The sequence below is a fragment of the Psychrobacter sp. S4(2024) genome, assembly GCF_036861305.1.
GTDB lineage: Bacteria > Pseudomonadota > Gammaproteobacteria > Pseudomonadales > Moraxellaceae > Psychrobacter > Psychrobacter cryohalolentis.
The window spans coordinates 169039-180645 of sequence record NZ_JAZAQR010000001.1 but is presented as its reverse complement, the minus strand read 5'-3'; the positions used below and the strand labels follow the sequence as shown (position 1 = coordinate 180645).

Genomic DNA, 11607 nt, shown 5'->3' with positions numbered 1-11607 from the left:
ATTAATTTGGCATCTCCCATTTATTTATCTGGTCAACTTAATATCAACGAATTACTTGCGCAATATTCGAACACTATTGCACAGAGTGATACGAGCTCAGTGCTTCAGATTGGTGTCGATGAAGCAGGGCGTGGACCGTTATTGGGTAGTGTGAATGTTGCGTCGGCAATATTACCACGTGTTTGGTCAGGACTGATTGAAGGGCAGCCTCTCAAAGATACGCCCTTATCGATACTGACGGACTCCAAGCAGTTGAGCGAAAAAAAGCGCGATATGCTGTATCCCTTGGTTCAGCAATATGCCATTGGTTATGTCATTGCTGATATTCCAGCGGCAGTGATTGACCAATTGAATATCTTACAAGCTACCATGCTTGGGATGCGTTTATGTACTGAGATAATGTTAGAGGTCATTGCTTATCATTTGAATGACATGGCACAAGACATACATCAGCTGCATGCTGAAGTTTTATTCGATGGGAATCGCTGTCCTGAATTGAATTATGCAAGGCTCGTAGAACTTGGTGTCGAAGAAGAAGTAGTTGACTGTCAAGCATGGGTCAAGGGTGATGCTCGTCATACCAGTATTGCCGCTGCCAGTATTTTGGCAAAAGTTAGCCGTGACAAAACCATGTACGCGCTTGACGCTAAGCATCCTGAATATGGCATTGCCAAGCATAAAGGCTATCCAACACGCGCACATATGGAGGCAATCGAAACTTATGGTGTATTAGCCGCGCACAGACGCAGCTTTGCACCAGTGAGAAAGGCGTTAGAGAGTTAAGAGTGGATAGAGAGTGGCTGATTTATCTAAATAAATAGCCTAAGTAAAAACATCTATTAATTTTATAATAAACGTATTTTGGTCAAATATAGTAATTTCCTAAAGCTTTATACTTTTTATTAAATGACATTCGATAATATCCGTTATACCCGAATGATTGTTCATAATAACCACGGCACTATCTTACAGGATAAGAGATGACCCTTAAATTGCCAGAAAAAAACCTCGCTGCAATCATATTATTAACGGCTTTTTTAACGGCCTGTGGCGGTGGCGGAGACTCAGATAATAGCGCTAACGACGTTACGCCAGAGCCAACAGCACCTGCTGCTAGCCCTGATGATACCTCGACTGATAAGCCTGATAATGTGGCAAGCGACAATGAGGCACAAGCAGCATTAATCGCAAGTAATACCTTTAGTCTAGCGCGTACCAGCTGTGGTCTTGGTGGCTTGTCCGCTGACACCGCACTGGATAATATTGCGATTCAACATGCCAAATACATCAAGCACGTATTTGCTAACAGTACACCGACTACTTTTAGTCCACATTATGAAAATAAGATTGCGGATATCGCAAACGTCACAGGTGATAATAACCCGTTCTTTAGGGGCGTTAGCTTCACAGACCGGTTATTACAGGCAAAATATGGCAACGCCCGATATGGGGTGACTGAGAATATTGCCCAATCGGTTTACTATAGCTCGGTAGGCAATATTATAGGCTCTGATATAATGGCAGGCTCAATGGCTAAGTCGTTATTGGCAGCGCCTTATCATCTGCGTTCTTTGATGCTACCAGGTTCAAGTTTGACAGGGACGGGCATGGTCACCTATAAGCCTTTTGGTAAGGATACGGCTAATAATCAAGGTTATATATTAGTCAACCATGCCTCAGCGACGCAGGCGACCGAAGATAATACGGTAGCAGGAATATTCACTTATCCATGCCAAGGGGTCAGCGGTACCGTCACTGCGTTGTATAACGAAACGCCAAGTCCGGTCAAAGGAACAGGTCGTGACTTACAAACTGATCCTATCGGACAGCCTATTTATGTCAGTATGCCGTCTGCTCAAACGATTGATATCAGCAATGTTAAATTCCATGATATACAGCGTAATATGGATGTGCCCATTGAGATATTAGATTATCGCCAAGATCCCCATAAAAACACCATATATGAGCTACCAGCGAACGAAGCGTTCATCTTGCCCATTACGGACAATTTGAAAAGCTGTACAAGCACCAGTAAAAAAGACGCAAATTGTGGTTTACATGGCAATAGTGATTACCGTGTCAGCTTTGATATCTTAGTCGATAGCAAAGCCACAGAGCGTGAGAGCTTTACCTTTAAAACTGGTGCTGTGAACAATTAATTGCGTGATCTAAAAGACTTATTATAGAATAAGTTATAAAACAAGGGCTGAACCAGTTATCTGATTCAGCCCTTGTTTTATATAATGGCCAATCCACTATAAAAGCGTTACCGCGTCAAAACGACGAGTTCCACTGCTGCAAAAAGGCTTCTTCTTCATCTGTTGACTCGCGATCTAACGTGTTATTGCGATGTGGGTAACGCCCAAACTGCTCGATAATCTCTTTGTGCTGCTGCTCAAAATCTAACGTAATGGCATCATCGAGCTGCTCAAATAATGGCAGATAGCGACTATGAATCCTTAAAGATTCTGAATGCATAAACGGCATAATAGCAAATTTGCGCCATGTCATTGGTAAGGTAGAAAAATGTGGCTGCAATATGACTTCTTGAGCCAACACCAGCGCCATACCATCTTGCGCAAACGCCTCCGCTTTATTGCGGCATAAATTGCGTGAAAATTGATCTAAAACGATGATCTCTGCCAGACGCCCAGCCAAAGCGGTAATGGAGCTATTGCAGTCGGTTGCTGCTTCTGAAATGCGCCAAGTGACGCATTCCCCTTGCTTTGCTGCTTGCCAAATTTTACCAAACCGCTCTTTTATTTGCTGATCAAATTCATGGCTTTGCTCGAACCAATACTGTTCATTGTCCTTATCAAACCAAAAATCCAATACGGCACACGCCTCTGAATCGAGATACTCTAAACTTATGTTTTTTGGATCAAGTGACGATAAATTGGCATGGCTTTTTGAGGTGGAATAATCGGTTGAGAGAGACATAAGCTATTCTAATTATGATAGATTTAGTCTACTATAGCGCAAATATTTATGTCTGTCATGATACGAGCAGCAGCTATTAGGTAAACCTTATGAATACAAAAAATTCGCTACAAAACACTCAGTCATCATTACCACCAACGCCATATTACTTGCTTGATGAAGCCGCAATCGTCGCCAATATGCAGATTATCGCTCGCCTATGCGAGTTGTCTGGCGCAAAAGCACTGCTTGCGCTCAAATGTTTTGCGACTTGGGGCGTTTTTGATATCATGCAGCCTTATCTGCATGGTACAACGTCATCTTCGCTAAATGAAGTCAGATTGGGTTATGAGACTTTTGGTAATAATAGCGACGCTAGTAGCAAAGATAAAAAAGAAACTCACGCCTATAGCGTGGCGTACAGCGCGGATGAGATGCCTGAAGTGCTCAGCTACGCCGATAAGATTATCTTTAACTCAATCGCGCAGTTAAATGCTTTTAAAGGTGAAGCATCAGCAAAAAACATCCCAGTCGGACTACGCTTAAATCCAAAGACCAGTAATTCGTCATTTATCATTGCCGATCCTGCGCGTCCGTTTAGTCGTCTTGGCGAGCATGATAAAGATAAAATTGCAGCCGTGTTGAGTGATATTAGCGGTGTCATGATTCATAACAACTGTGAAAATGACAGCTTTGAGGCGTTTAGTGACAGCTTAGCTGATATCGAAACCAGATTTGGTGATGTTTTGCAGCAGCTTGAATGGGTCAGTTTGGGCGGTGGTATTCATTTTATTGCTCCTGATTATCCACTAGAGAAACTGGCTGACAGGTTAAAAGGCTTTAGTGAAAAATATGGCGTACAAGTTTATCTAGAGCCGGGTGAGGCAAGTATTCATGGTGCTGGTACGCTAGTCACAAGCGTTTTAGATACGATGCACAATGAAAAAAACCTAGCAGTAGTAGATTCATCCATTGAAGCACATATGCTTGATTTGCTGATTTACCGTGAGTCAGCGCCGATAGCGGCTGTTAATAGTGATTTAATTAATATCGCCTCTCTTGATATCGACCCTACCAACATTGCACCCATAAGCGAGAACGCTAAATCAGCTAATAATACGATTATCTATGGTCGTTCTTGTTTGGCAGGCGATATCTTTGGTGAATATGCCTTGCCAAATAAGCTAAAAGTAGGTGACACCGTTACCTTTGGTAACGCAGCAGGCTATACCATGGTGAAGAAAAACTGGTTTAATGGCGTGAATATGCCAGCGATTGTCATTCGCCGCTTAGATGGCAGTATCGATATCCAACGCGAGTTTGATTATCAAGATTATAAGGCAAGCTTGTCATAACGCTATTAGACGCATATTTGGCATGACCAAATGGTAATGCCAAACAACTATCTATAAATCTTTATTCGCTTTGACGTTTTTAAGTTATGTTGTAATTTTTGCCGAAAAGTCAGTAAAAATTGTTATAATTGCTACTGGCAAACACAGTAGGATTTGTCTAACGGGTGCGTGGGTTTTCCTCGGTCTTCCTTTTTAATTCACGCATATCATTCACTCGTTTCTGTTTTGCATAGCCAATATCAATGGTATCGACAGGGACACAAAGGAGGATTGTTCTTTGAACACAAACCAACAAGTTAAGCCTAGTAAAAAAGATGTACTTATTATCGGTGCTGGCGGCGTCGCTCAAGTAGTCGCGCATAAATGTGCGATGCATAATGACGTACTTGGCGAGATTCATATCGCTTCACGTACCCAAGATAAATGCGATGCCATCGCTCAGAGCGTTATAGAAAAGAACAGCTTTAAGCAACCAGCGGTACTACATACGCATGAAGTCGATGCCATGGATACCCAAGCGCTGATACAGCTGATTGAAGATACGGGTATTCAAATCCTTATCAATGTCGGTTCGGCATTTGTGAATATGACCGTATTGGAAGCTTGTATTGAGACTGGCGTAGCATATATTGATACCGCTATTCATGAAGATCCTCGCAAGATTTGCGAGACGCCGCCATGGTATGACAACTATGAATGGAAGCGTAAACAGCGTTGTGCCGATAATAATGTCACTGCGATCTTAGGTGCAGGTTTTGATCCTGGTATGGTCAATGCCTATGCACGTCTTGGTTATGACATGATGGATGTAGGTTCAGTGACTGATATTGATATTATTGATATTAATGCTGGTAGTCATGGTAAATACTTCGCCACCAACTTTGATCCTGAGATTAACTTCCGTGAATTTACTGGTACGGTTTATTCTTGGCAGGACAGTAAGTGGCAGTCTAACAAGATGTTTGAAGTAAAGCGTACAGATGACTTGCCTGTTGTTGGTGTGCAAAACAGTTACTTAAGTGGTCATGACGAAGTGCATTCTTTATCAGCCAACTTAGACGTGCCAAATATTCGCTTTTGGATGGGCTTTGGTGAGCACTATATCAATGTCTTTACCGTTCTACAAAACTTGGGCTTATTGTCTGAGCAGCCAGTGATGACTGCTGAAGGACAAGAAGTTATCCCATTAAAAGTAGTAAAAGCGGTCCTACCAGATCCAAGTTCACTTGCGCCAAATTACACCGGTAAAACCTGTATCGGTGACAAGGTCAAAGGCAAGATTAATGGCGTCGATAGTGAGATATTTATCTATAATATCGCAGATCATAAAGATGCCTATAATGAAGTTGGTAGTCAAGGTATCTCTTATACTGCAGGCGTGCCACCAGTCGCCGCGGCGATGCTAGTTGCTACAGGCGAGTGGGATGCAGGCAAAATGGTCAACGTTGAAGAGCTTGATGCCAAGCCATTTATCAATCTATTGAATAAAATTGGTCTGCCTACGCGCATCAAAGATAGCGAGGGCGATAGAGCGCTTGAGTTTGATATCTAAATTCTCGTGTTGGCTTTTATTGTTCGTTAAATAAAAAGCACCCTATTGAGGCAGACTCGATAGGGTGCTTTTTTACGTATCTGCTTCTATAATAAAAACGAATATCATAAAACTGATAGCTATCAATGGCATAAGGAGAATGGCTATGTCTTTAGAAAAATATAAAGTATTTAACTTGATTGAGGATGTGAAAAAGTTAAAAGTGTTATTTATTCTAGAATCTCCCTATATCAATGAATATCTCCATCAGCATCCAGCGGCAGGCGAGTCGGCGCTTGAGCTCACTCAATTTTTGATGACTCAAGGGTATTTAAAGGATTTTGATGCCCAATTTCCATTAGGCTGTAATATCAAAGCACTAAATTATCAGCCACTGGGTATTTTGAACTGCTCTACATTGCCACTAAATAAAGCGTTTTACCCTTGCGCTCTAAATAGTGAAGACTTAGCAAAAGTGAATGAATTGGCAGCTATCAAACAAAATTTAAATCAAAGTAATCCGAATAAAGTACCTGTGGATTTGAAGAAAAACGGTGTTTTTAAAGACTTTGTGAGCCGATTAACTGAAGTACTTGAGCAAGCGCCACCTGATATTATCATCGTACCTTGCGGCGATACCGCAATTGGGTTTATGGATGCTTTTAAAATAATTTATCAGAAGCCTTTGACGGTTTTAGATAGTTTACCGCATCCAACTGAGTCAGATTGGGCTGAGAAAATAGCCACTATTAATTTGACCGATTATATCGCGCCTCAGATATTGCCTTAGCTATGATTGTACTCTGTCTATAATCGCCAAATAGTAAATGCAAATCTTTCAAAGATGTATACTGATGTGCAAAAGATAAGCTCGAGAGTCTGTAGGAAAATACAGAGGATGATAAATACCAAGTTATTTTCTACAAATATAAGCTCTTCAAACCGATGCGACAATCCTTTAGATAGAGCCTTATAAAGGCTGTGAAATTTCATTCTACTTCTATTAACAGTAGTGTGTTTTTTACCGTAAATCAGCGATATCCCTATCATAAAAATAAGAGCGTAATATGCAATTAGAAATCAATGTTATCGATGCCTTTACTAATACTGTGTTTAAAGGCAATTCAGCGGCAGTGATTATCACAGAAAGTTGGTTGTCTGAGAAACTCATGCAATCTATTGCTTTTGAAAATAATTTATCAGAGACGGCTTTTATAGTCTTGGATAATAAAGGCACTTGTCATATTCGATGGTTTTCACCGCTTACGGAGATTGATTTTTGTGGTCATGCGACCTTGGCTTCTGCCTTTGTACTGTTTAAGAAAAACCCTACTTTGACGTCTATTAAGTTTTCAGCTGAAGCAGTTGGGGTTTTAGCGGTCAAGCAAACCGATCATGATAAAATACAGATGGATTTTCCCAATACTAAGCCTGAGAAAGTCAGTGATATCCCTGATAGTTTGCTGGCAGGATTGTCTATTGTCCCTATTGAAGTCTATAAAAACTCACAGGCATATTTTGTGATTTATGACTCGGAATCTGACGTGTTAAATGTAGAGCGTGATAATGACGCGCTAAAACAACTTGCGCCTCTCGATGTGGTTGTCACTTGTCAGGCTAAATCTGCTGACTACAAAGACTACGATTTTATTTCACGTTATTTCTGGCCTGCCAATGGTGGTGATGAAGATCCAGTTACGGGTTCGGCTCATACTGGACTAGCGCCATTATGGGCACAGCGACTGGGTAAAAATACATTGGTTGCTTATCAAGCGTCAAAACGTGGCGGGGTACTAGACTGTGTGGTTGCAGGAGATAGAGTGCTTATCTCCGGTCATGCTGTGCATTATTTGACGGGATTTATCACGGTCGAGGAGTAAGTTTTGTCTGAATTAAAAACAGTGGGGCTTTTTGCTCTTACTGCATTGGCTGAAATCGCAGGTTGTTATCTGCCTTATCTGTGGCTACGAGAGGGTAAGTCAGTTTGGTTGCTCATACCTGGTGCCCTGAGTTTGATAGCTTTTGTATGGCTGCTGTCATTACATCCAGCTGCTGCCGGTAGGGTCTATGCCGCTTATGGCGGTGTTTATATTTCGATGGCGATTTTATGGTTGTGGACAGTGAACGGGATACGTCCAACGACTTGGGATATTGTAGGTTCTGCTATTGCTTTACTGGGCATGGCAATTATTATGTTTGCGCCGCGCAGTGCCTAGATTATGAGTCAAAGTGCGCAAATTAAAGCTTATTAATTCAAGATTTAGTAAATTCAATATACAGTCAAAATACCCTAAAAACGCTACAGTACTGCTGGTATGAATTTTTTGCAGTCTCTGTCTGCGTAGGCACAGTAAGCAAGAAAAATTCATACCAGCAGTACAATAAGGTATCGATATTGCTTCTCACTAATCATATAAATAAAGAAATGCCAATCAAACCATTAAGCTTGATTGGCATGTTAAGGCATTTACTATTAATGCTTTCCTAAGATGCTACCATTATCATCTTTCTTTGATTGTTTAGCCGCTTTTTTCTCTTTTGCCGTTAACAGCGGCTTCTTTTTGACATTCTTCTTACTATCTTGACCTTTACTCATGATGTTGTCCTTTTATGTGACCGATTAATACTTATTAAAATCAGTATAGCCCTAAGGGTGATTAATAGCTAGCTTCAAGCAAATGGACGCTGGCGTTAATAAGTGCTTACTTACGAATACATCACGATTTGCTATAATGAGCCCCAAGCCGATAAATCGCGGCAAACCTTTATCCTATTATTATTTAGCACAATGATGCTTACTGTTTTGGTTGATTAATTATTATGCGTATCCGTAAACTGTTTAAATTTGAAAACGCCCATATTGTGCGTAACTGTAGCTCTGAGCGCTGCAAACACTCGATTCATGGTCATAGCTATCAGATTGAGCTGATACTTGAGGCCAAGCGTTTAGATCATGGGCAGATGGTCTATGATTTTGGCTTATTAAAATCCTCTATTAAAGACATTATCGACAGCTTTGATCATGCGATTTGTTTTTGGAGTAAAGACGATCCTGAGTACATCGCTGCCTGTAAGAAATTCAGTGCACGCTGGATCAGCTTGCCGGTATCGCCATCAGCAGAGCAGTTCTCGCGGGTGATATTCTTTTGGGCGCAAGAGATTTTGCAACAGACACAAATGCAAAATGGCGAAGCGGATGTCAGCGTGTATTCGGTGATTGCCCATGAAACTGCAACTGGTTACGCGCAGTGTTTTGCTGATGATGTGAGCAATGAGCAAATGGGTAAGTTGGTTTTAGAAGAGTTTGAATTTAGCGAGCAAGTATGTGCAGAGTGGCATGACCCTGAGCTATATGCCAAACTGATACGTGGTGAGAGTTTCGTTAATCCAGCAGTCACAATGCAAGTACAGGTAGATTGAGTTTAATGAATAATAATCAAACGATTGAAGACGCAGCTATAAGTGGTGGTAAGAACTTGCAGACTTTGACGCTGCATTCAGAAAAAGATACTCAGCGTTTGGCTGAGCAATTGGCAGCTTTGCTGCTGACAGGTAGTGTGTGGCTGGCAGGAGATTTGGGTGCAGGTAAAACCACATTAACACGCTATTGGTTGCAAGCGCTAGGGCATAAAGGATCGGTGAAAAGTCCGACTTATACCTTGGTTGAGCCTTATAGTATTACCCAAAATGACGGCTCAATTAAATCTGTTTATCATGCTGATTTATATCGTTTGCAAGATCCAGAAGAGCTGTCTTTTATTGGCTTTGATGAGTATTTGGATGAGCCAAATGCGTTGGTTATCATTGAATGGGCGAGCCGTGCGCACAGCTATTTGCCGCTGCCTACTATGTTTATTGATATGACTCAAAGTAATAGCAATGATGATAAAGAATCTCGCCAAGTTGCAATACGATTGTCAAAGGCAGGACAAGTACAAGGTTTTGACTTATCCAGTCTAAATCTTTAGTCCAAATCGTGCTACAGATGTTTAAAGCCTTAAAATTTGCCTCTATTATTTTCAATATATGATACCCATCGATGCTACATAGCCACACCAATACTCGTATCAAAAAACTATCGCCGCTGCTTATTAATCAATTAGCAGCGGGTGAGGTCGTGACGCGTCCGTCAGCAGTGGTTAAAGAGCTCCTCGAGAATGCAATTGATGCTCATGCCACAGATATTGAGGTGCGCATTACCCAAGGTGGCATGGGTATGATTGAGGTGATTGATAATGGCGTTGGGATTCATCCCGATGATATGGTCATGGCAGTCACACGTCATGCCACTAGCAAAGTCGCTGATGTGGCACACTTGCATGGTATTACAACGTTGGGTTTTCGCGGGGAAGCACTGGCAGCGACGGCTGCTGTTTCCCGTTTGACCTTAACCAGTAGTCATGATAGCAGCGGGATTGGGCGTCAGTTGCAAGTTGCCGGTATATTGGGCGATACGCCAAAACTAATACCCGTTGTGCATCATCGCGGTACTACTATTACAGTCAAAGATTTATATTTCAACGTACCAGCACGCCGCGGTAATTTGAAATCTATCGCGACTGAGTTTGGTCATATCGAAACGATTGTCCGTGAAGTGGCTTTAGCACGCGCTGATGTGGCGCTGACGCTTTTTCATGATAATAAAAAACGGCTATCACTGTCGGTAAACACTATAAATAAAGATACTGAAAATTATCTGCCGCTATCACGTTTGGAGCAAGCGACTGGATTGGCACTTATAGAGCAGGCCATTGAAGTCGCGGTTGATTTATCTAGCCTAACGCAGCAATTTGGAAGTTCTTCTGCTACTCATGCTAATGGTGAATATGCTGATAATGTACGCACTATGCAACCGGCAAGTATTGGCGGTTGGTTGTGGGCAAGTTATGATGCCAACCATAGTTTACCCAAGCTTATTTATGTAAATGGCAGATTGGTAAAAGAGGCATTAATTAGCAATCAGCTTCGTCAAATGGTTCAAAGTGTACAGCTAGCAGGTATGGGTTATGCGCTTTATTTTGAGTTACCAACTCAGTGGCTCAATGTTAATGTTCATCCTTCCAAGCAGCGTATCAAGATTAGCCCACTGAACAATATCATGGCGCATTTAAGTCATGCGATTCGTGCGAAGTTAAGAGGGCTTAATACCGCGAAAATTGTTCGCTCTAAAGAGCGAGCACCAAATGATAATATCTCCACAAGAAAGTCGTTTAATGCGTTAGACGCAATAGCATCATATACCAACAATGCAACGGCAAGTCAGCAAGTTCAAGCTCCTAAGCAACCATATCAGCTGTCAGAAAATGAGTCGTTATCCGAAAGTATTAAAGACTTACATATTGATGAGCCTGTAGAAGACAGTCGTCATGCTGTTAACAGTTACCCTGTAAACACACCACCTTTACCAGTTTGCTTACAAGTTATAGATAGTATTACTGGTCTGGTAGCTTCTTCAGTTATATATAGCAATGACGATAAAGCGCTGCCTTGGCTACTATTTTATTATCAAGGGCAGTGTGCGCTAATTAGTGCTGAGAGATGGCAGTCAAGATTAAAAGTATTGTTTGAGTCAAGTGTCTTTAGCAGCACTATGTATAACAACGCCAAATTATTAAATAGTACTACTACCAATCAACAATTGGCGAAGATAACCATGCAAATGTCTGAACAAGATGCACGAGCTTTTGTAGCAGATATGGAAGCTATACTGAGCAAATATGCTATCCACTCTATAGATAGTCAACAATTAGTCACATTGATGTTATCATCTGCGCTTAAATAGCGGTATTGTGAAAATAGGGT

The 11607-nt window shown here is 41.4% G+C and carries 12 protein-coding genes; 10 read left to right on the top strand and 2 right to left on the bottom strand.

The window, feature by feature from the left end:
• Positions 1–6 precede the first annotated feature (6 nt).
• Positions 7–783, top strand: coding sequence for a ribonuclease HII (locus VLA57_RS00765; RefSeq protein WP_442968854.1), 777 nt, complete (start codon positions 7–9; stop codon positions 781–783).
• A gap of 197 nt (positions 784–980) precedes the next feature.
• Positions 981–2159 carry a CAP domain-containing protein gene (locus VLA57_RS00760; RefSeq protein ID WP_333954042.1) on the top strand — a complete coding sequence of 393 codons (1179 nt, stop codon included), beginning with the start codon at positions 981–983 and terminating at the stop codon, positions 2157–2159.
• A 115-nt stretch (positions 2160–2274) separates the two neighbouring features.
• On the opposite strand, the gene VLA57_RS00755 is transcribed toward VLA57_RS00760, so the two are convergent.
• The gene (locus VLA57_RS00755) at positions 2275–2940 is read right to left on the bottom strand and encodes a DUF924 family protein (RefSeq protein WP_333954041.1); all 666 of its coding nucleotides are present in this window, start codon (positions 2938–2940) and stop codon (positions 2275–2277) included.
• Positions 2941–3029: 89 nt separating this feature from the next.
• Here VLA57_RS00755 and VLA57_RS00750 point away from each other — a divergent pair, with 89 nt between their 5' ends.
• The 5 genes from VLA57_RS00750 (at position 3030) to VLA57_RS00730 (ending at position 8021) form a co-directional block, all read left to right on the top strand.
• Positions 3030–4274, top strand: a complete 1245-nt coding sequence (locus VLA57_RS00750) for a carboxynorspermidine decarboxylase (RefSeq protein WP_333954040.1) — start codon at positions 3030–3032, stop codon at positions 4272–4274.
• A 277-nt stretch (positions 4275–4551) separates the two neighbouring features.
• The gene (locus tag VLA57_RS00745; protein ID WP_333954039.1) at positions 4552–5826 is read left to right on the top strand and encodes a saccharopine dehydrogenase family protein; all 1275 of its coding nucleotides are present in this window, start codon (positions 4552–4554) and stop codon (positions 5824–5826) included.
• Between the two features lie 145 nt (positions 5827–5971).
• On the top strand, positions 5972–6595 hold the full coding sequence (locus VLA57_RS00740; protein ID WP_333954038.1) for a hypothetical protein: 624 nt from the start codon (positions 5972–5974) through the stop codon (positions 6593–6595).
• Positions 6596–6872: 277 nt separating this feature from the next.
• Positions 6873–7685: a PhzF family phenazine biosynthesis protein gene (locus VLA57_RS00735; protein WP_333954037.1), complete on the top strand. Its 813-nt coding sequence runs from the start codon at positions 6873–6875 to the stop codon at positions 7683–7685.
• A gap of 3 nt (positions 7686–7688) precedes the next feature.
• Positions 7689–8021 (top strand): YnfA family protein, encoded by a 333-nt coding sequence (locus VLA57_RS00730; protein WP_020443649.1) that lies wholly within the window; start codon positions 7689–7691, stop codon positions 8019–8021.
• Positions 8022–8278: 257 nt separating this feature from the next.
• On the opposite strand, the gene VLA57_RS00725 is transcribed toward VLA57_RS00730, so the two are convergent.
• Positions 8279–8401 (bottom strand): hypothetical protein, encoded by a 123-nt coding sequence (locus VLA57_RS00725; RefSeq protein ID WP_020443648.1) that lies wholly within the window; start codon positions 8399–8401, stop codon positions 8279–8281.
• Positions 8402–8625: 224 nt separating this feature from the next.
• On the opposite strand from VLA57_RS00725, the gene VLA57_RS00720 reads away from it, so the two are divergent.
• From VLA57_RS00720 to mutL, 3 genes are all read left to right on the top strand, one after another.
• Positions 8626–9225: a 6-pyruvoyl trahydropterin synthase family protein gene (locus VLA57_RS00720; RefSeq protein WP_020443647.1), complete on the top strand. Its 600-nt coding sequence runs from the start codon at positions 8626–8628 to the stop codon at positions 9223–9225.
• A 5-nt stretch (positions 9226–9230) separates the two neighbouring features.
• Complete coding sequence (tsaE, locus tag VLA57_RS00715) at positions 9231–9773, top strand: tRNA (adenosine(37)-N6)-threonylcarbamoyltransferase complex ATPase subunit type 1 TsaE (RefSeq protein WP_333954035.1); 543 nt, start codon at positions 9231–9233, stop codon at positions 9771–9773.
• A 71-nt stretch (positions 9774–9844) separates the two neighbouring features.
• Positions 9845–11587, top strand: a complete 1743-nt coding sequence (mutL, locus tag VLA57_RS00710; protein WP_333954034.1) for a DNA mismatch repair endonuclease MutL — start codon at positions 9845–9847, stop codon at positions 11585–11587.
• Positions 11588–11607: the final 20 nt, after the last annotated feature.